This is a genomic window from Paenibacillus sp. ALE3 (genome assembly GCF_054113405.1).
In genome coordinates this window covers 4,071,411-4,091,319 of the sequence record NZ_CM134214.1, presented here as the reverse complement: position 1 = coordinate 4,091,319, position 19,909 = coordinate 4,071,411, and the positions used below count along the sequence as shown (strand labels likewise).

At 51.5% G+C, this 19,909-nt stretch carries 16 protein-coding genes; all 16 read left to right on the top strand.

The features are described from left to right. Positions 1–28: 28 nt before the first annotated feature. The 16 genes from melA to ACXHJ2_RS18185 all read left to right on the top strand — a co-directional run bounded on the left by melA (position 29) and on the right by ACXHJ2_RS18185 (position 19,846). A complete protein-coding gene (gene melA, locus ACXHJ2_RS18260; RefSeq protein WP_165080567.1) occupies positions 29–1,327 on the top strand; it encodes an alpha-glucosidase/alpha-galactosidase in 1,299 nt (432 codons plus the stop codon). A 13-nt stretch (positions 1,328–1,340) separates the two neighbouring features. After that, positions 1,341–3,167 (top strand): cache domain-containing sensor histidine kinase, encoded by a 1,827-nt coding sequence (locus tag ACXHJ2_RS18255; RefSeq protein WP_165080240.1) that lies wholly within the window; start codon positions 1,341–1,343, stop codon positions 3,165–3,167. Between the two features lie 16 nt (positions 3,168–3,183). Continuing rightward, entirely contained in the window at positions 3,184–4,779 is a 1,596-nt protein-coding gene (locus ACXHJ2_RS18250) for a response regulator (protein WP_165080243.1), read from the top strand. A 150-nt stretch (positions 4,780–4,929) separates the two neighbouring features. Further along, the gene (locus ACXHJ2_RS18245) at positions 4,930–6,258 is read left to right on the top strand and encodes an ABC transporter substrate-binding protein (RefSeq protein WP_457874257.1); all 1,329 of its coding nucleotides are present in this window, start codon (positions 4,930–4,932) and stop codon (positions 6,256–6,258) included. Positions 6,259–6,291: 33 nt separating this feature from the next. Continuing rightward, positions 6,292–7,197, top strand: coding sequence for a carbohydrate ABC transporter permease (locus ACXHJ2_RS18240; RefSeq protein WP_129548783.1), 906 nt, complete (start codon positions 6,292–6,294; stop codon positions 7,195–7,197). Continuing rightward, complete coding sequence (locus ACXHJ2_RS18235) at positions 7,194–8,120, top strand: carbohydrate ABC transporter permease (protein WP_165080246.1); 927 nt, start codon at positions 7,194–7,196, stop codon at positions 8,118–8,120. The genes ACXHJ2_RS18240 and ACXHJ2_RS18235 overlap by 4 nt, the downstream gene beginning before the upstream one ends. A gap of 18 nt (positions 8,121–8,138) precedes the next feature. Continuing rightward, positions 8,139–9,245: a M24 family metallopeptidase gene (locus ACXHJ2_RS18230; RefSeq protein WP_165080248.1), complete on the top strand. Its 1,107-nt coding sequence runs from the start codon at positions 8,139–8,141 to the stop codon at positions 9,243–9,245. Positions 9,246–9,293: 48 nt separating this feature from the next. Continuing rightward, on the top strand, positions 9,294–10,817 hold the full coding sequence (locus tag ACXHJ2_RS18225; RefSeq protein WP_165080250.1) for an Ig domain-containing protein: 1,524 nt from the start codon (positions 9,294–9,296) through the stop codon (positions 10,815–10,817). Positions 10,818–10,906: 89 nt separating this feature from the next. Next, on the top strand, positions 10,907–12,115 hold the full coding sequence (locus ACXHJ2_RS18220; RefSeq protein ID WP_165080253.1) for an NAD(P)/FAD-dependent oxidoreductase: 1,209 nt from the start codon (positions 10,907–10,909) through the stop codon (positions 12,113–12,115). Beyond that, a complete protein-coding gene (locus tag ACXHJ2_RS18215; protein ID WP_129548788.1) occupies positions 12,112–13,113 on the top strand; it encodes a proline racemase family protein in 1,002 nt (333 codons plus the stop codon). The genes ACXHJ2_RS18220 and ACXHJ2_RS18215 overlap by 4 nt, the downstream gene beginning before the upstream one ends. Before the next feature lie 51 nt (positions 13,114–13,164). Beyond that, complete coding sequence (locus tag ACXHJ2_RS18210; protein ID WP_165080254.1) at positions 13,165–14,052, top strand: dihydrodipicolinate synthase family protein; 888 nt, start codon at positions 13,165–13,167, stop codon at positions 14,050–14,052. 15 nt (positions 14,053–14,067) lie between these two features. After that, a complete protein-coding gene (locus ACXHJ2_RS18205; protein ID WP_165080257.1) occupies positions 14,068–15,504 on the top strand; it encodes an aldehyde dehydrogenase family protein in 1,437 nt (478 codons plus the stop codon). Beyond that, the gene (locus ACXHJ2_RS18200) at positions 15,485–15,904 is read left to right on the top strand and encodes a (2Fe-2S)-binding protein (RefSeq protein WP_238791357.1); all 420 of its coding nucleotides are present in this window, start codon (positions 15,485–15,487) and stop codon (positions 15,902–15,904) included. The genes ACXHJ2_RS18205 and ACXHJ2_RS18200 overlap by 20 nt, the downstream gene beginning before the upstream one ends. Beyond that, on the top strand, positions 15,901–16,236 hold the full coding sequence (locus tag ACXHJ2_RS18195; RefSeq protein WP_017426336.1) for a (2Fe-2S)-binding protein: 336 nt from the start codon (positions 15,901–15,903) through the stop codon (positions 16,234–16,236). Before ACXHJ2_RS18200 ends, ACXHJ2_RS18195 begins: the two co-directional genes overlap by 4 nt. A 5-nt stretch (positions 16,237–16,241) precedes the next feature. Next, positions 16,242–17,459 carry an NAD(P)/FAD-dependent oxidoreductase gene (locus ACXHJ2_RS18190; RefSeq protein ID WP_165080571.1) on the top strand — a complete coding sequence of 406 codons (1,218 nt, stop codon included), beginning with the start codon at positions 16,242–16,244 and terminating at the stop codon, positions 17,457–17,459. A gap of 62 nt (positions 17,460–17,521) precedes the next feature. After that, positions 17,522–19,846 carry a glycoside hydrolase family 127 protein gene (locus ACXHJ2_RS18185; RefSeq protein ID WP_185156506.1) on the top strand — a complete coding sequence of 775 codons (2,325 nt, stop codon included), beginning with the start codon at positions 17,522–17,524 and terminating at the stop codon, positions 19,844–19,846. The last annotated feature ends 63 nt before the right edge of the window (positions 19,847–19,909 follow it).

The following is a 19,909-nucleotide window of genomic DNA, read 5'->3' as shown; positions in this document are numbered from 1 at the left end:
CGAACAAAATGTGAATGGGGGACAAAGTATGAGCAAGATTACATTTCTGGGTGCAGGCAGTACGGTGTTTGCTAAAAATGTGCTTGGCGATTGTATGTTGACACCTGCTTTGCAGGGCTTTGAACTGGCGTTGTTCGATATTGACCCTGTTAGGCTGAAGGATTCGGAAAATATTTTATCCAATTTGAAAAAAACAACGGGGAGTACCTGTGTGATCCGCTCCTACACTGACCGCAAGGAAGCACTGCGTGGAGCGGCCTATGTAGTAAATGCCATCCAGGTGGGCGGTTATGATCCGTGTACGATTACAGATTTTGAGATTCCCAAAAAATACGGACTGCGCCAAACGATTGCTGATACGGTTGGTATTGGCGGTATTTTCCGCAATTTAAGAACGATTCCGGTGATGCTCGATTTTGCGGCAGACGTGCGCGAGGTGTGCCCGGGTGCACTGTTTCTCAACTATACCAATCCGATGGCTGTGTTGACGAACGTGATGAACGTACACGGTGGTGTCCGTACAGTAGGGCTGTGTCATAGCGTACAGGCGTGTATACCCGAGTTGTTCAAAAGCCTCGGCTTGGAGCAGGAAGGTGTAAAGGCAAAGATCGCAGGCATCAATCATATGGCGTGGCTGCTCGAAGTGAGCAAGGATGGGGTGGATTTGTATCCTGAGATTAAAAAACGGGCTGTCGCCAAGCAGCGGGAAAAGCATCATGATATGGTACGCTTTGAAATGATGCTGAAATTCGGCTATTACATTACGGAATCGTCCGAGCATAATGCAGAGTATCATCCGTATTTTATCAAACGGGCATATCCTGAGCTAATTGAACGCTTCAATATTCCCTTGGATGAATACCCGCGCCGCTGCGTGAGCCAGATTGAACGCTGGGAGACAATGCGTGAGGAACTTTTGGGCGATCAGGATCTGCGCCATGAACGGTCGAATGAATATGCTTCTTATATATTTGAGGCAATCGAAACCAATCAGCCCTTTGCCATTGGCGGGAATGTGATGAATACAGGTTTGATTACCAATCTGCCGAAGGAAGCCTGTGTAGAGGTACCTTGTCTAGTCAATCGTAATGGGGTTACACCGACCTTTGTCGGGGATTTGCCGCCTCAATGTGCTGCACTGAACCGGACGAATATTAATACCCAGCTGTTAACGATTGAAGCTGCAATGACGGGAAAAAAAGAACACATTTACCACGCCGCTATGCTGGACCCGCACACCTCGGCTGAATTATCCATGGATGATATCGTTTCTCTGTGCGACGACCTGATTGCAGCGCACGGGACGTGGCTTCCAGCTTATGTGTAGGGGAGGCAGATGAATGGGGGGCAGGGGGCGTCAAAAGTTCGCCGGGATTCCTACGATCCGTGGGAAATTTATCGTATTGACGCTGGTGCTGACCGTCATTCCGATGGTAGTGCTGACCTTTACCTTTTACCGGATCGCGGCCCATTCTCTTGGTGAGAAGTCGGAAGCGCTAGCAATGCAGTCCCGGCAAATGAGCGAGAATTATGTTAATGCGACACTCTCCGATCTGAATGATCTAACCAATGCCATTCTCAGCAATCCTGATGTGCAGTCCACACTGGAGACCAAGCCGGAAGATGATTATGAATACTTACGGAACGACGAAACACTCAGCATGGTCGTCCGTACGCAAACCCAGACCAAGCCGTATATCACGTCCTCCCTCATCTATGCCGCCAATGGCGGACTCAAACATTCACTCTATCAAGGGAATGTTTCGGTCCGTTTTGGCGGCCTTCCTACATTAGAGGAAGCACGTGTGTACTACCGCCGTCTGCTCGCTGAGCGACCTATGATGTGGATGGCTCATCCGCCGTTTAAATCAGGACGCGGGATGGCGGAGGATCGTATATACGTCGGGAAGCTGCTGCGAAAAACGACTGGAGACTATGAGCCGCTTGGATTTTTGCTGTTAGAAATCGATAAGGCCAGTCTGTTTCGGGGGCTTGCTTTTCATGAAACAGATAGCAATACCCAGATGTGGGTGCTGGATCAGGAGGGCGAGCCTGTATACCGATTGCCGGAGCAGAGTGCTGCGGACCCATCGCTATTGCGACAAATCGCCCAATCTGCTGTAGATAGACCCGTGCTTACGAAGGACTGGAGAACATGGAACGGCCGCCAGACGATGATTTCCTATGGCCCGTTAAATGAGGGACAATGGACGCTCCTGCAAAAAGTCGATCAGTCCGTGTTATTCGAGGATGCGCGGCAAATCGGGGCCTGGACCATCTGGACCTTTTTGATTGCACTGGTGTTGGGCTGGATGCTGTCTTATCGGCTGAGTGATACGATTCGCCGCCCCCTGCTTCAATTGAGCCGATTAATGGCGGTGGATGGGAGTGTGACCACCACAGCCTCAGCCCAAACTTTTGAAGCTCCTGCTTCCGTTGTGTTTAACCCTAAGGATGAGGTGGGGCAGATCGGGGAGCGATTTCTTCATATGATGCAAAAAAATCATGAGCTGTACGGGCAGGTTTACGAAGCGTTGCTGTCGCGCAAGCAGGCCGAGTTTCGCGCGCTTCAGGCGCAGATTAATCCGCATTTTTTGTACAACACGCTGGAGTCACTGAAGGGAATGGCATTGGCGAATGGGCAACGGGATATGGCAGAGGTAATCGGTGCCTTCGGTAAATGCTTTCGTATTTCGCTAAGTTATGGCCGAGAGCAAATCAGTTTGGGACAGGAAGTCGAGCATGTAAGCGCCTATGTGAAGGTACAGCAGTTCAGGTTTCGAGATTCGTTCGAATGGATTTGCGAAGTCGAGGAGGATATTTGCGGGTTTTACGTACCCAAGCTGATTCTCCAGCCACTCGTTGAAAATGCTATTTACCACGGTTTAAAAGGTCGTACCGACCGCGGCTATATTATGTTATCCGGTGCTAGGGAAGGCGATGCTTTGCGTTTAACGGTCAGTGATGATGGGGGCGGTATTGGAGCCGAGCGTCTGGACGATATTCGGAAGTCGCTAGATGCCGAGCGGGGGAGTGCGATTGGCTTTGGACTGCGTAATGTGCATGAACGTCTTCGACATTATGGTCCCCAATATGGTCTGTCTGTGACAACCGAGCTGGGTCAGTACACCTCGGTTACCTTACTGGCACCCATTCGAACCGAATAAGAAAGGGGAGGATGGCATGTACCGGCTGCTGATTGTGGACGATGAATATCATATTCGGGAAGGACTGAGGCTGATGGTGGCGGAAAGTGACCTGTCAGTGGAAGTCAGTGATGTGGCGGGGGACGGCGCAACGGCATTACGTTTGTATATGGAGCGGCGACCGGACATCATTTTACTGGATATTAATTTACCGGATATGAGTGGGCTGGACATAGCAAAAACCATTCGGGAAAAGGATCAACAGACCCCATTATTATTCCTGACAGGGTACGAATCTATGACGTATATACGTCAGGCGGTTTCGCTTCAAGCGGTTGATTATTTGCTCAAGCCGGTGACAAGCGAGGATTTTGAAGCGGCTCTGAGACGGTCTGAGGATCGCATTGCGCAATGGCGAAGAAGCGAGGAGGAAGCTATTCACCGTCACCGTTCATTGGAGCCATTGTACAGGGAGCACTTGCTGCTGGATCTGCTCCAGCAGCGACGCCCAGCAGCCGAGGTCATTCAGGAGATGGACGGGCTAGGATTTTTCGCCGAGGCGAGTGGGCCGCCTTATACTGTGCTGTGTTGCGAGCTAGAGGAGGCGCCGCAGCAGGAGACAGCCGCTACTAGCAATACACCACACGGTTCCATGTATGGAAGCAGCCATGTATTCGCCGGACTGGCGGAAGAGGCTGCGGTAGCAGCCGGGGCGAAGGCGCACAGTACAGCGGTTTCCCGCGATCGGCGTGTTGTGCTGCTGGCGACGGCATCTTGCAGGGCGGCGGAGCGGACGGCACAGCAGATTCGTCAGGCGGTGCAGGAACGATTGAGCCAGGGGATGTCCATCGGGATTAGCCGTCCCGTACAACGGATGGAGCAACTTTCCGAAGCTTATGAGCAAGCTGTGCAAGCGGCGGAGCATCGGGGGTGGGTGGGCTATAGCCAGATCATCCCCTATGAGAGTATTCAGGCGGCCGAGCCGAACAGCAGTCAATTACTGGAGAAGGAACTGCTCATGATTACGGAAATTCGAGCAGGCAATGATGCTGCCGTACATGCGATTTTGCAGGAATGGTCTGGACAATTAGCGGGCTTGCCTGTCAATCAGGTGAAAATGATCGTCACTCAGCTCGTCCTGTTCGTTATGCGCATCGTTCAGAGCGATGCATTCGAAGGACAAACATCCATACAGGAGCAGGACCCATTATTGGAACTGTCCCGATTGCGGCACGGGCCTGAGATGATTGATTACGTGTCGCGCTATTTTGTCCGGGTGGGGCGCCAAGTCCGGGAATCGCGCGAGAAGGGGATTCCGCGCAAATTCCAACGCGCCAAGGAATGGATTCGTGAGCACCTTCAGGAGGATGGCGGATTGAACCGTCTTGCAGAGTACATGAACATGAGTCCCAAATATTTGAGTGCCCGTTTTAAGCAGGTTACAGGTGAAAGCTTCGCTGACTACCAGACGCGTGTGCGCTTTGAGCGAGCCCGAGAACTGCTGTTGGACCCGAATCGCAAGGTAGCGGAGGTAGCGGAAGCCGTGGGCTTCGCAGATACGAACTATTTTAGCATTGCCTTTAAAAAGCATACCGGATTAACGCCAACAGAATTCCGAAAAACATTTTTGTAAACGCGCTGTTAAAAAAATCATACCAAAACAAAGAGAGTCTGGAGTCGTTAGGTGGTCGGCTACGGGCTCTCGGCGCATAATAGGCTTGTAAGGAGAAACCAGTTCAGGAAGGGGCCGGTTGATTTGCGGAAACGAAGGTTACGGACATGGATGGCTCTGGTGATGACGGCGATGCTGACAGGGCTGACGGCTTGCAGTGGTAACGCTGGCGAACCGGCTAATCCCAATGCGGTCGAACTCAAGTTTATGTACTGGGGGAGCAATGACGAGAAGCAAGCGATGGAAAAGATGATTCAAAGCTTTAATGCATCCCATCCGAACATTCGGGTGAAGGGCGAGCATGTCCCTGGTGACTACACTACGAAAATTAACACGTTAATGGCTGCCAATCAGCTTCCTGATATCGCCTACCTGGGCGATTCGCTCACGATGAAATGGGCAAGTGAAGGCAGACTCCTAGATTTATCCTCCTATTATGACGAATATCCCGAATTAAAAAACAAGCTCAAATCCTCCTATCTTTACAGCGAACCCGGCAAGTCTATCGGTAATTACACTGCCTTGGAAGTGATGCAGCTATTTTACAACAAGGAGTTGTTTACAGAAGCAGGGGTACCCGTTCCTCCGGCTGATCCTGAAAAAGCGTGGACATGGGATGAATTTCTGGAGATTGCCAAAAAGCTAACCAAGGATCAGAACGGCAAGCATCCGGGAGACAGCGGATTTGATCCAAAAAATATTGTGCAATACGGCTTTGCCTTCGGCAACGACCGCAGTTCATGGGGGCCGCTCTTAGCGAGCAATGGCGGAGGTTTAACCGACAAAACAGGCAAGAAGTACACCCTGAACCGTCCTGAGTCGGTGGAGGTATTCCAGAAGCTGCAGGATTTAGTTTTCAAGGAGCATGTTTCTCCTGATTTGATCCAGCAGCAGGACATGCCGTCCAATACGATTCGGCTCCAGACGAGAAAGGTTGCAATGGTGGTAGACGGAACATGGTCTCTGCTCGATTTTTCAAACAACAAGCAGCTGCAATGGAGTATTGGCGTTTTACCAAAGCTTAAAGAGCCCAAAACGATGATCGTTGCGGGGGCCACAGTCATTTTCCAGAGCACCAAGCACCCGAAAGAAGTGCTCGAATTTTATTTGTACCATAACAATCCCGAAAAGGTGGATCTGTTCAAGTCCGGTCTGTGGATGCCTATCGAAGAGAAATATTATACCGACGAGCAGGCTATCCAGTCGTGGACGAATAATGCCGCACATCCACCGGAATTTCAGCAGGCTGGCATCAAGTATGCCAGAGATTATGCAATCAAGCCGTCAACTTCTACCCTGCGTAACTGGCCTGATATTGGTTCCAAGCTGACCCCAGGGCTGGATCTGATCTGGACGAACAAGAAGACACCGCAGCAGGCGCTGGATGAACTGGAACCCATTATTCAGCCACTGCTTCAAGGAGTATACCCGGATGAATAATGCGGCAGGACAGCTGCGAAAGGAGAACAGCCCATGAAGCGACCAAAATCAGGAATGATGCGCATGGAGCGAAACTGGGGTCTGCTATTCGCGCTACCTGCCATCCTGGGATTAATGATATTTACGATTGGACCGATCGTGGCCTCGTTCGTATTCAGCTTAACCGATTGGACAATTGGCGGACAGATGACCTTTATTGGATTAGATAATTACCGAACCATTTTGACCAAGGATACTACCTTTTCCCAGTCCATGTTTGTGACCACGTATTATGCACTGGGCAGCGTACCTCTGGGCTTGGCGGCGGCTTTTATCATTGCGTTGTTATTAAATCAAAAGGTAAAAGGTTTATCGGTGTTTCGCACGATTTATTATTTACCTACCATCGTGCCGAGTATTGCCAACACGATGCTGTGGCTGTGGATGTTCAATCCGGATTTTGGTCTGTTGAATTCACTGCTGGAGAGTGTTGGACTACCGGGGAGCAAATGGATTTATGACGAGAAGACTGCGATCCCCTCGCTGATTATGATGAGCACTTGGGGAATCGGGAACACGGTCATTATCTTTTTGGCAGGACTTCAGTCGGTGCCCACCCATCTGTATGAAGCAGCTGAGGTAGACGGCGGCAATAGGCTGCATAAATTTTTTCATATTACGATTCCTTCGATGACACCAACCATCTTCTTCAATCTTGTCATGTCTTTAATCAGCACCTTTCAGGCATTCAATCAGGCGTATGTCATGACCAACGGGGGACCTAACAATTCAACGCTGTTCTATGTATTCTACTTGTGGCGAACAGCCTTTACGGAGACTAAAATCGGTTACGCCTCAGCGCTGGCCTGGATTTTATTTTTCGTCATTATGGTTCTAACTGTTCTGATTTTCTCCACGTCCAAAAAGTGGGTTCACTATGAAGGGGGGGAACGTTCATGAATCAGGTCACTTCTTCTGTCAAACCTTCAGATACACCGCAACATCCACTTCCACAGCCTGAACGCTCCCGAAGTCCTGCTACCGCCACCCGTTCCAAACCATTCCAAATCAGCCGTATCGTGCTGTATATCGTTTTAATTATGGGCAGTGTTTTAATGCTGTTGCCATTCGTATGGCTCATTCGCAGCTCTTTGATGGGGACATCGCAAATTTTCGTGTTCCCTCCAGAGTGGATACCCTCTCCTTTTCAATGGAGCAATTACCCGGAAGCGCTGACTTCGGTACCGTTCGGCAGGTATTTTCTGAATACGTTCCTCATTGAGGTGTGTGTACTGGCAGGAGTGATGCTGACCTCGATTGTATCGGCCTTTACTTTTGCCCGTCTGCGCTGGCCAGGCCGCAATCTGATTTTTTCCCTGCTGATCGGGTCGATGATGTTGCCTTATGCGGTGACGCTCATACCTACTTTCGTTATGTGGCGTGAGCTGGGTGGGCTGAATACATTTCTGCCGCTGATTGTTCCTGCATGGTTTGGTGGAGGGGCATTTAACATCTTTCTGATGCGACAATTCATGCTGACGATTCCGCGCGATCTGGACGAAGCAGCTTATATGGATGGAGGTACACCGCTAACTGTATTATGGCGCGTCATTGTTCCCTTATCTTCGCCTGCATTGATCGTGATCGGGATATTTACATTTATTGATGCGTGGAACGATTTTTTGGGCCCGATTATTTATTTGAGTGACGAAAAGCATTTTACACTGGCGCTGGGGCTGGCGACTTTTCGGGGATTGAACAATACCAATTGGCCTTACTTGATGGCAGCATCCAGCACGATTTTGGCTCCGATCGTCCTGATATTTTTTATCGGACAACGCTATTTTATTGAAGGCATCACACTGACAGGAATTAAAGGCTAAAAGGAGGCTGATGTAGCTTTGGATAAACCCAACGGTTCAGCAAAACGGTTACAGGGTGTTCCGGGCAGACTGGCTCAGTTACGCTCGGAATTCCCGGCTCTAGGGATAGATGCACTGCTTATTACACATGGTCCCAACCGACGATATATGACCGGATTTACAGGCTCAGCCGGAATTGCGCTCGTTACGCAGGAAGAGGCTTTTTTGGTGACGGATTTCCGCTATATGTTGCAGGCAACAGATCAAGCAGCAGAATATTCAGTTATTCGGCATGAGGCACAAATCTTCCAGACCATCGCTGATCTCACAAGTAAATTGGGTGTTCGTAGACTGGGGTTGGAGAGCCGGCATGTCTCACTTCAACAGTCGGGACAGCTTCAAGCCGCAATAGGCTCGTTGGAGTACGTGCAAACGGAGGATGTAATTGAACGGCTGCGTGATGTGAAGGACGAGGAAGAGATTCGCACCATCCGTGAAGCTGCGCGCATTACCGATGCTGCCTTTACGGAAGTGCTGAATTATATTCAGCCTGGAGTTACAGAGCGGCGGATTGCGGCGGAACTGGAATATCAGCTCCGGCTCGCAGGCGCGGAATCAGGCGGTTTTGCGTTCATTGTCGCTTCAGGTGAACGCTCGGCACTGCCCCATGGATTGGCCAGCGACAAGGAAATTGGTCAGAACGAGTTTGTCACGATGGATTTTGGTGCCAATGTGTGCGGTTATCTGTCTGATATTACGCGTACCGTATTTGTCGGCAATCCGTCAGAACGTCATGAGGAATTGTATGCTATTGTGCTGGAAGCAAATATGACGACGATTGCAGGACTTCGGCCTGGCATGAGCGGTCGGGAGGGAGACCGTCTGGGACGGAATGTGATTGCCTCCTATGGCTATGGAGAGCAGTTTGGTCACGGATTGGGCCACGGCTTTGGCTTGGAGATTCATGAGCAGGTGCGGCTGTCCCGTGAGAGCCAATCTGTGCTTGTACCGGGACATGTGATTACCGTGGAACCGGGCATTTATATTCCGGGTTTCGGCGGAGTTCGGATTGAGGACGATGTACTGATCACAGATGACGGTGCCCAGGTGCTGACTTCCTCGCCCAAGGAGCTGCTTTTGTTATAAAACTATCGATAGTTTGCAAGTCAACCCAAAACGATATGGAGGGATCAAATGAACACGCATAAAAGGAAAACCAAAGTATGGCTGACCACACTGGCAACTTCTCTCATTGTGGCTTTGACACCAGCTCTTCCGGGTCCACAGGCTTATGCCGAGGCAGAGTCGGATGTAAAAGTCATCGACATCTTTAGCCGGACGGTGAACGATTATGGTATAGATCTGGTCGATTGGCAAGGGTATCTGGCAAACCCCTATGTGAAGCTAAAAGTGAAGCCGCCTGCAAATGCCGCTTTTCCGTTAACCGTTACGTTAAAAGCGCAAGGCACGTCCCGGCTGATGATGGATTTGCCAAGTACGTTGTCGGCCCAAGGAGCAAGCAAAACGCTGACCTTTGCCAATGCGCAGGAGGAAAAGGATTTCCGGCTGGCCATCCATCCTGATCGGATTGGAGGAAACGGTGAAACAGAGAACTATACACTGTCCATGTCCGTTGCCGGAAATGATGGTCACACGACCACTCAGTCCATTCCGATTCGTGTGCTGGATCAGGACGATAATGAAGAACCCACAATCCCCCTCCATTTTGACTACAGATTCGATACGATCAGGCCTTATTTCAATGATGCAGCTACCAAAAAAGCCGCAGAGCTGGCGGTGAAGGACTGGTTCTATTTCTTTGATCTGGAGCCGTTTGATGAGGTTCCTGCCAACGCGGAAGTAAACCATCTGCCAGGAGATGATTGGCAAAATGAAATACAGGTGACGAATGATAAACCCTACAAAGGCATGTGGGTATTTATGAGAGGCCTGAACGGGCCGTATTCTACGGGCTTTCCGGCAGCTAACGGTCATTACCATACACGTAACGGTGTGACCGTTCCGGGGAACTTAAACCGTTCCTATAGTCTGATTCTGGATTTCTATGATGATGCCATTCCATTTACATCGGTGGACGATGAAGAATGGTATCAATCCGATCTGTCCAAGGTGACGGATGTGCATGGGCTGATCATGCACGAATTCGGTCATGCAATTGTGTTCAGTGACACGTTCCCAGGCGTCAAGGCGCTGAAGGAAGCCGCTGGCAATGACCCGGATATTATGGCTTATCAGCACAGACCGGCTGCATTGGACGACAGCTATCATCTCTCCGGAGAGCTTGCAGAAGTCGATAGATTGAGCGGACAAAATGGAGGCTGGCGCCATCTGTTCCCGACCCGGCGCTGGATGAACACGAAGCTTTCGCTGCTCGTAGCAGAAAAGGCAGGCTGGCCGCTGCGCAAGGACCTCACTCCTTTCCTCGCGCCAGAAATCTTGACGAAGCAACTGCCAGCACCCGTCAAAGGGAAAACGTACACAGCCAAGCTGGAAGCCAAGGGAGGCGTACCTTTTTACGATTGGACGGTGACAGGCGGTCAACTGCCCGCAGGCTTCACACTGGACCGCTTTACAGGAACGATTAGCGGAAAAGCAGACAGCGGAGCAGCCAACAAGACGTATACGTTCACCATACAGCTGCGGGATTATGACGAGCTGAGCAAGCCTGTGACACAAAGTTTTATGCTCAAGCTGTAATGAGTGCCCCTATACGCGGCTGACATTAGGGGCAAGCCATCTGACTGTTTTTGCATTCTGATTGAAATGGTTGAAGGGAGGGGAAACGAATGAAACACGATGCGGCGGATCTGGTCATTGTAGGCGGCGGAATCATCGGTACAGCCATCGCTTATTATGCGGCTAAATCTGGTATGAAGGTCGTGCTGGCTGAACGAGGGGAAATTGCTGGAGGCACTTCTTCCCGTTGTGACGGAAATATACTGGCAATCGACAAAGAGCCTGGGTTTGACAGTCGGATGTCACTGCTATCGCAGAAGCTGGTGGCAGAGTTGGCTATGGAACTGGAAGATGAATTCGAGTATCGTGCGCCTGGAAGTATTCTAGTCTGTGAAAATGACCAGGAGATGCAGGCCGCAGAGCAATGGGTCACCCGCCAGCAGCAGGAAGGGCTTCCGTTTCGCATGTTGGATCAGCAGGATTTGCGAGAGGAATGGCCGCATTTGGCCAAAGATTTACCGGGTGGGCTGGAGTGTGCGACAGATTCTACCGTGAATCCGGTGCAGATGACGTATGCACTGGCCAGGGCCGCGCGTCGGAGGGGAGCCAGATTATTACCGCGCATGCCGATACGGTCGGTTCTCAAGGACGAAAGGGGGAACGCCTGCGGAGTGGAGACGCCTAATGGTGTGATCCATGCTGATGCAGTAGTGTTGGCCGCAGGTGTATGGACACGCAGCATCGGTCATTTGCTAGGTTTAGACCTTCCGATTATACCGCGCAAAGGACATATACTGGTGTCTGCCCGAATGCCTTCAATCGGAAACCGCAAGATGATGGAGTTCGGTTATCTGATGAGCAAGTTCGGAGGTCAGCGGAGTGTAGATGAGGTTTATGAAAAATACGGTATAGCGCTGGTATTCGAGCCCACCGCATCACAGAACGTTCTGATTGGCAGCAGCCGTCAGTTTGTCGGTATGGATACAGGTGTCGATCAACAGGTGATTCGCTTAATCGCTCGCAGAGCCATTCGCTTTTTTCCTGCTTTGGCCAATGTACCGCTGATGAGGGCGTATAACGGGTTGCGTCCATGGACCCCTGATCATTTGCCCATCGTATCCGCAGTGGATGAAGTGCCGGGGCTATTCATCGCTTCAGGCCATGAAGGAGATGGTATTAGTCTTGCGGCGGTTACGGGGAAGCTGGTGACCGAGATGGTACGCGGCGAACCCACTTGTATTCCGGTAGAGCCGCTGCGTTATGACCGATTTGGAGAGGCTTTTACCAGCCACGAGGTTCATGGGGAGGTAACAGGATGAGCGTAGCGGGCAGAATTACTACGATTGATACTCATACGGGAGGCAATCCGACGCGGACAGTCATCCACGGTGCGCCTAAACTGGTAGGTCATACGATGCTGGAAAAGATGACTTATATGGCAACGCATCATGATGATTTTCGCCGTCTGCTGATGTTCGAGCCGCGTGGTCATGAGGTGATGTCAGGCTGCATTTTAACAGAACCTTGTCATCCAGATGCAGATATTGGTGTGGTCTTTATAGAAACAGGCGGCTATTTGCCAATGTGTGGTCACGATACGATTGGCGTATGCACGGCACTAGTGGAAGGCGGACTAATTGCTGCGGATAAAAAATCTATATTGCTGGACACTCCGGCAGGCCCGGTTCAAGCACGGCTGGATGTAGATGGGGGTAAGGTGAGACAAGTAACGTTCACAAACATCCCTTCCTTTGTGTACCGCCGTGAGGTGAAGGTTCAGGTAGAGGGCATCGGTCGAGTTACCCTTGATATTGCCTATGGAGGCAACTTTTACGGCATTATAGAGGCGGCTTCTATCGGTCTTGTACTGAATCAGAGCAATGGAGCAAAAATTGTACGAACAGCGGTACAGATTCGGGAGGCAGTGAATGCAGTTGTTGAGGCAGTACATCCTGAAAATCCGGTTATTCAAGGATTGACACATATTGAATTTTACGGGGAACCCGTCGCCTCGCAGGCTGATTGTCGCAATGTTGTCGTCATTCCGCCAGGGGGTATCGACCGCTCTCCTTGTGGTACAGGAACCTCGGCCAAGGTAGCGGTGCTGCATGCCAAGGGAAAGCTAGGCTTGCATGAGGTGTTTGTGCATGAAAGCATCACAGGCTCCATGTTTCGGGCTGAAATTATGGGCGAGACGCAGGTAGGTCCTTACCCGGCAGTGATTCCGCAAATTACAGGTTCGGCATGGGTGACGGGACATCATCAATTTGTGCTGGACCCTGAGGACCCGCTGAGAGAAGGATTTTTGCTGATATGAGCATTTTGCAATTAAATAAGAAAATAAAAATGGGAAAGGGTAGGTGAGCATATGGCACGTTTTGAAGGTGTGTATGTGGCCTTGGTTACACCGTTCACGGCAGAGCTGGAGGTCGACTACAAGCGTCTGACCGAGCTGTGCGATTATCTGATTGCAAGCGGCATTAGCGGCCTGGTACCTACAGGCTCGCTGGGAGAGTATGCTGCTTTATCGCCAGAGGAACGGTCGCAGGTGGTGCATACGGTCATTGACGCTGCGGCGGGACGTGTTCCTGTTGTAGTCGGCTCGGCCGCTCCATCCACTAAACAGGCGGTGCATTGGGTACAGCATGCCAAGGATGCCGGAGCAGCGGGTGTCATGGCGCTGCCGCCCATTAATTACAATCCACTGCCCCATGAGGTAACGGCTCATTATGAAGAATTGTCGAAGGTGGGGTTGCCGATCATTGCGTATAACAACCCCCATGATTACAAGGTTGACTTGACTCCAGATATTCTTGCAGACTTGTCGCGAATTGAAAATATCGTAGCAGTCAAGGAATTTTCCGGTGATGTACGGCGTATTCACGCTATTTTGGACCAGACAGAGCTGGAGGTCATGGTCGGAGTAGATAATCTGGCGATGGAGGGAGCATTGTTCGGCGCGACAGGTTGGATTTCGGGGGTACCTAATGCGTTACCGAAAGAAGGAGTAGAGCTGTTCCGGCTTGCGCAGGCGGGAAATGTGGCGGAAGCGTCCGCGTTGTACCGCAGGCTATTGCCGCTGTTCCACTATGATGCCAGTCCGCAATTGGTGCAGTCCATCAAATATATGATGGAGCTGGCTGGATTTCCGGTCGGCCCGACACGTCCACCCAGACTTGCGTTGCCACAGGCGGATTATGACCGTATTCGCGAAGCTTTTGAGGTGGCGGTCCGTCCGAGCGGGGTTTCATCTTGAATGGGGGTGAAGACGATGGAGAGCCGAAATTGGATTGGCGGTGAGTGGCTAAGTCCTTCCGGCGACACAATGGTGGTTCGTAATCCTTCGGCTTTGAAGGAGGAGGTGGGGGCTGTCCACTTTTCCAGTAAGGACGATATTACACAGGCCGGGGAAGCGGCACGACTGGCGCAAGCAGGATGGGCAGCATTAAGTCCGGCAGCACGGGGAGCTTATTTGTTCAAAGCAGCCGGATTACTGGAGACAGCCGTACCTGAACTGGCTGAGCTGGCCAGCCGGGAAATGGGCAAGCCAATTACCGAGATGCGCGGAGAGGTGATGCGAGGTGTCCACCTGCTCCGATACTATGCGGCAGAGGGTGTACGTACCATCGGTACAGTTATTCCTTCGAATGAGTCGGGAGTGCTCCAATACACAAAGCGCATTCCGCTGGGCGTAACGGCTGTCATAACGCCGTGGAATTTCCCGGTAGCGATTCCGCTGTGGAAAATAGCCCCTGCACTCTTGTGCGGTAATACGGTCATTTGGAAGCCTGCTGAACATGCTTCATTAACCGCAGTACGGATTGCTGAGCTATTCGAGGCGGTGCAGCTTCCGCCTGGCGTATTGAATCTCGCCATTGGGCAGGGGAATCGTATAGGCGATGCCTTGCTGGAGCATCCAGCGCTGGAGGCGGTCAGCTTCACGGGTTCTACCGCTACAGGTTTGGGCATTGCCGAACGGTGCGCACGTCGGAATATTAAATACCAGACCGAGATGGGCGGTAAAAATGCCGCTGTGGTGCTGAAGGACGCAGATGTGTCGCAGGCAGTGGCGATGATTGTCAGCGGTGCCTTTCGGTCAGCTGGGCAAAAATGCACAGCCACCAGCCGAGTGATTGTGGAACGGTCTGTCTATGAGACGTTCACGGAAGCGTTATGCCAAGCGGTAGAAAAAATCCAGGTCGCCCCAGCGCTCGACCCCGGTGCTTATCTTGGACCTGTGGCATCGAAGAGTCAGTACGAGAAGGTCATGTCTTATGTATCGCTGGCCCGCCGGGAAGCCGACATTTTGGCGGAAGGTGGAGCCGTCACTGGGACAGATAACGGTTATTATGTGCGTCCATTGTTGACGACTGGACTAGATTCGTCCCACCCTTTGATTCAAGAGGAGGTTTTTGGCCCAGTCACCAGTGTCATGCAGGCGGGCGACTTCGAGGATGCGATTCGGCTGTGCAATGATTCTATTTACGGGCTAAGCGCTTCCCTGTTCACCCGCGATTTGCGGCTTGCTCATCGATTTCTGGATGAAGCGGATGCGGGAATGGTACGAGTCAATCAGGAGACGGCAGGTGTTGAATATCAGGCTCCGTTTGGTGGTCTGAAGCAGTCAAGCTCACATACCCGGGAACAGGGTCAGGCGGCGCTGGATTTTTATTCAGTGATTAAAACCTGTGCTATCAGCTATGCGTAAACGCACGACGGGACAAAGTGAAACGGTTGGGACGGAAGTGCAGGGGGAAGAGACCCAGTATGCAGAAAATCAATACGCAGAAAATCAGTATGCTGAATCTCCGGATGTGCAATCAAAAACGTTTGGCGCGTCAGGTCATGTGCTTGTGTGTCGATGTGAAGAAGTGAGTATTGCACAGATGGAGCAGGCCTGCCGCATGGGCGTGGACACCGTGCGTCAGCTTAAAATGGTTACACGGGTGACCATGGGGGCATGCCAGGGCAGGGTATGCCGACAATTGGTGGAGTCATGGTTTTACAATCAGGTTCCTGCCGCCCGCCGGGAGGCAGAGCTGTTATCACAAAGGCCTCCGGTGCGTCCCGTAACGTTCGGTCAGCTGGCAGAAGGAGGTTCCCCATGAGCCGTGCACGTATCGTAAATCATCCGATTTTGGGACCCAAGCCAGAGCGGCGGCAGGTATCTTTCATGTTTGATGGTCGTCCCATGCAGGGATTGGCTGGAGAACCGCTAGCGGCAGCGCTCCTCGCCAGCGGTGTCCGTTTGCTGAGAAGGCATGAGGAATCCGGTACAGCCAGGGGCGTATACTGCGCCATTGGGCATTGTAACGAATGCCGTCTGACGGTTCATCCGTTCGGTACGGTTCGTTCCTGCCTGACCAAGCTGGAAGAAGGTATGGTGGTGGAAACCGGACGGCAGCTTTCGAATGAAATCACAGGGAGAATTGTGACATGAATAAAATGGCACATCTCATCGTCATTGGCGCAGGTCCGGCAGGACTATCCGCAGCGGCATCGGCTGCTGAACAAGGATTGCCAGTCACGGTACTGGATGAGTTTACTGAGCCGGGTGGACGTATGCCCGGGCAATATCATGAGGAAGGCAGTCAAGGCTGGTGGATCGGAAAGCATGTTTCAGATGAGCTGATTACCCGTTGCGAGGAGCTTGGGGTGGACATTCGCTGTGGCGTGTCCGTACATGGTATGGAATATACGACTACGTGGGAAATATCCACTTCCTATGGATTGTTCACTGCTGAGTACGTATTGCTGGCGACCGGAGCTGCTGAGATTCCTGTTCCGCTGGATGGCTGGACGTTGCCGGGTGTAATGTCCATCGGGGCTGCGCAGGTGCTGACTAACGTTCATTACGTCAAACCGGGAGAGCGCGGCATCATCGTAGGAATGAACGTATTGTCTATGGCGATTGCTCGCGAGCTGTCCGTCGCCGGGGTGAAGGTGGCGGCGATTACACTGCCGTGCGCGGGTCCGCTGGCTGGTGCAGCAGCAGATCCGACAGCCTCCGCGAAGCTGCTGCTTCAGCTGTCGGGGCTGGCCCCGGCCGCCTGGATGCGCGCCGGCGGCAAGCTGGCAGCGACGATGCGGATGGAGAAGCTCATCGCGCGCTGCTATCCCCACAGAGGTTTCCGTCTGTGGGATATCCCGATCCGTTTGCGGACAGCAGTGAAGTCCGTCAACGGGCAAGACCGGGTCGAATCCGTGACCCTGGTCCATGTAAGACCAGATGGCTCGCCGATTGCCGGCAGCGAGCGCGTCGAACCCGCCGACTTTGTGGCGCTGAGCGGCGGTTTGTATCCGCTCGCCGAGCTGGCGGCGGTAGCTGGATGCAAATTCGTGTACAGCCCTGAACTGGGCGGGCATGTTCCACTACATGGTGAGCGAATGGAAACCTCGCTCAAAGGGCTGTACGTTGCCGGCAATATTACCGGTATCGAAAGCGGGCTGGTCGCCATGGCTCAAGGGCGATTAGCAGCCGCTTCTATGATCCATGCCGCTGGACTTGGCGGAGCAGGCGGGGAACAACGGCTACAGGAAGCGATCCGTGGGGTTCATTTTGCACGGAAACATGCGCTGATTCAGTTTCATCCCGGCATAACAGAAGCGAGAACACAGCTGTACCAGCAGTGGGAGCACTTCTCTTCTGGCAGCGGTGCGTAACGGCTCGTGAGGTTGGATATACGTTTTTTATCCCAAATTCGCCTTAAAGGGAGGAACGGAAGATGACTCTTAAAGCAAAGGCCCATATGAAAGCGAGGCCGTTCGCATTGAACGAGGTGGTATTGGCTGAAGGTCCATTCAAACAGGCGATGGAGCTCAACCGATCTTATCTGTTGGAGCTTCAGCCTGATCGTCTGCTGGCGCGGTTTCGGGAATATGCCGGGCTTGCGCCCAAAGCGCCTCAATATGAAGGCTGGGAAGCGATGACTATTTCCGGGCATACGCTGGGACATTATTTGTCCGCTTGCTCTATGATGTTTGCTTCAACGGGCGATGAGCGTTTTAAGGAGATCGCACATTACATTACGGATGAACTGAATGTTTGCCAGGCGGCGCATGGTGACGGATATGTATCCGGTATTCCCGGGGGAAAGGAACTTTTTGAAGAGGTATCTGCCGGAAATATTCGTTCGAAGGGATTTGACCTGAACGGTGCCTGGGCTCCTTTGTATACATTACACAAGTTATTCGCTGGCCTGCGTGACGCCTATCATTTGACAGGCTGTGACAAGGCATTAGGTGTAGAGCGCAAACTGGCGGACTGGCTCGAAGGAATTTTGAAGCCGATGAGCGATGAGCAGCTGCAGCAGATGATGTTTTGCGAATATGGAGGCATGAATGAGGTATTGGCGGATTTGTATGCAGATACCGGGGAAGAGCGCTATTTGCAGCTGGCTGAGAGCTTCTGGCACAAGCTGGTGCTGGACCCACTTAGCTCACAGGAGGATTGTTTACAGGGCATTCACGCCAATACACAGATTCCGAAGCTAATCGGACTTGCCAAGGAATATGAGCTCACGAATGACACGAAGCGCCGGAAGACAGTGGAGTTTTTTTGGGAGCGGGTGGTGGATCATCATTCATATGTCATTGGGGGCAATAGCTTTGGGGAATATTTTGGCGCGCCAGATGGCTTGAATGATCGAATCGGACCGCATACGACGGAGACGTGTAACACCTATAACATGCTAAAGCTGACTAATCATCTGTTCCAGTGGAATGTTTCCGCCAAGGAAGCGGACTTTTATGAGCGGGGTCTATTCAATCATATTTTAGCCTCGCAGGACCCGGTCCACGGGGGCGTTACTTATTTTCTGTCGCTCGCTATGGGCGGACACAAGCATTTTGAAAGTAAATTCGATGATTTTACGTGCTGTGTCGGCACAGGAATGGAAAACCATGCGAGCTACGGCAGTGGCATATATTTTCACGATCACGATAAGCTGTATGTCAATCAGTTCATTGCTTCCACGCTGGAATGGAAGGATATAGGTGTCACTCTAAAACAAACTACGTCCTATCCAGACACGGATCATACTACGCTGAAAATTCAATGCGATCAACCTGCATCATTTATGCTGCTCATCCGCTATCCTTATTGGGCCGAAAAAGGGATCACTATCTGTGTAAACGGCAAGGAACAGTCGGTTAAATCAGAACCGGGCAGTTTTGTCTCAATCGCTAGAACCTGGCTTGATGGGGATGTTGTAAAGGTGACAATTCCGATGTCGCTCAGACTGGAGCAGATGCCGGATAACCCGGATCGGTCGGCTGTCATGTATGGACCGCTGGTGCTGGCAGGCGATCTAGGCCCCTTAGAAGATCCTAAAGCCAAAGAGTTCCTGTACACCCCGGTATTCATTCCTCCAATAGAAGAACTGGATGATTGGATACAGCCTGTGGAGGGCAAAACGAATACATTCCGTACCTTGAATACAGGGCATCCCCGAGATGTGGAACTGTCTCCTCTGTATAAAATGCATGACCGTACGTATTCTGTCTATTGGGACATTTTTACGAAAGAAGCGTGGCAGGAGGCGGAAAAGGAATACACAGCAGCACGCGAAAAGCTGGCGATTCTGGAGCAGTGCACGATTGACTTTGCCCAACCCGGAGAAATGCAGCCGGAACGGGATCATAACTTTCAAGGAGATGCTTCGACTCGCACCGGATATGTGAATAACCGACCTTACCGGAATGCGGGAATTGACGGCTGGTTCTCTTTCGATTTGAAGACAGATCCGGTTGCTCCGATGCTGCTGGTGATCACCTACACGGCTACGCTGGAAATGCCAAACTGTGATTTTGACATTTTGATTAACGGTCATCTGCTTGAGCATTTTAGTGAAGGTTTTGATGAGGCTGATAAGTTTTACAACGTGAATGCCGCTATTCCCGCTGCATATCTGGAGGGTAAGGATATGGCCACAGTGACCTTCAAAGCCAAGCCGGGACAGCGTATCCGCAGATTGTTTGGGCTGAGGATGGTCAACAAGGACGTGTATGAGCAGCAATATCAAGCTGGGAGTTCAGGTGTACATGAATGATTTTTTGAGCTGTTTCGTGAGAAAAAAGTAATGTTTGATTTTTAACCAGTAATGATTTATGAT

Excerpts from the sequence above, each read along its gene's own strand:
- ACXHJ2_RS18250 (WP_165080243.1), top strand. The coding sequence starts at position 3,184 with ATGTACCGGCTGCTGATTGTGGACGATGAATATCATATTCGGGAAGGA.
- ACXHJ2_RS18240 (WP_129548783.1), top strand. The coding sequence starts at position 6,292 with ATGAAGCGACCAAAATCAGGAATGATGCGCATGGAGCGAAACTGGGGT.
- ACXHJ2_RS18220 (WP_165080253.1), top strand. The coding sequence starts at position 10,907 with ATGAAACACGATGCGGCGGATCTGGTCATTGTAGGCGGCGGAATCATC.
- ACXHJ2_RS18225 (WP_165080250.1), top strand. The coding sequence starts at position 9,294 with ATGAACACGCATAAAAGGAAAACCAAAGTATGGCTGACCACACTGGCA.
- ACXHJ2_RS18185 (WP_185156506.1), top strand. The coding sequence starts at position 17,522 with ATGACTCTTAAAGCAAAGGCCCATATGAAAGCGAGGCCGTTCGCATTG.
- ACXHJ2_RS18210 (WP_165080254.1), top strand. The coding sequence starts at position 13,165 with ATGGCACGTTTTGAAGGTGTGTATGTGGCCTTGGTTACACCGTTCACG.
- ACXHJ2_RS18235 (WP_165080246.1), top strand. The coding sequence starts at position 7,194 with ATGAATCAGGTCACTTCTTCTGTCAAACCTTCAGATACACCGCAACAT.
- ACXHJ2_RS18215 (WP_129548788.1), top strand. The coding sequence starts at position 12,112 with ATGAGCGTAGCGGGCAGAATTACTACGATTGATACTCATACGGGAGGC.
- ACXHJ2_RS18255 (WP_165080240.1), top strand. The coding sequence starts at position 1,341 with ATGGGGGGCAGGGGGCGTCAAAAGTTCGCCGGGATTCCTACGATCCGT.
- ACXHJ2_RS18195 (WP_017426336.1), top strand. The coding sequence starts at position 15,901 with ATGAGCCGTGCACGTATCGTAAATCATCCGATTTTGGGACCCAAGCCA.
- ACXHJ2_RS18205 (WP_165080257.1), top strand. The coding sequence starts at position 14,068 with ATGGAGAGCCGAAATTGGATTGGCGGTGAGTGGCTAAGTCCTTCCGGC.
- melA (WP_165080567.1), top strand. The coding sequence starts at position 29 with ATGAGCAAGATTACATTTCTGGGTGCAGGCAGTACGGTGTTTGCTAAA.
- ACXHJ2_RS18190 (WP_165080571.1), top strand. The coding sequence starts at position 16,242 with ATGGCACATCTCATCGTCATTGGCGCAGGTCCGGCAGGACTATCCGCA.
- ACXHJ2_RS18245 (WP_457874257.1), top strand. The coding sequence starts at position 4,930 with ATGGCTCTGGTGATGACGGCGATGCTGACAGGGCTGACGGCTTGCAGT.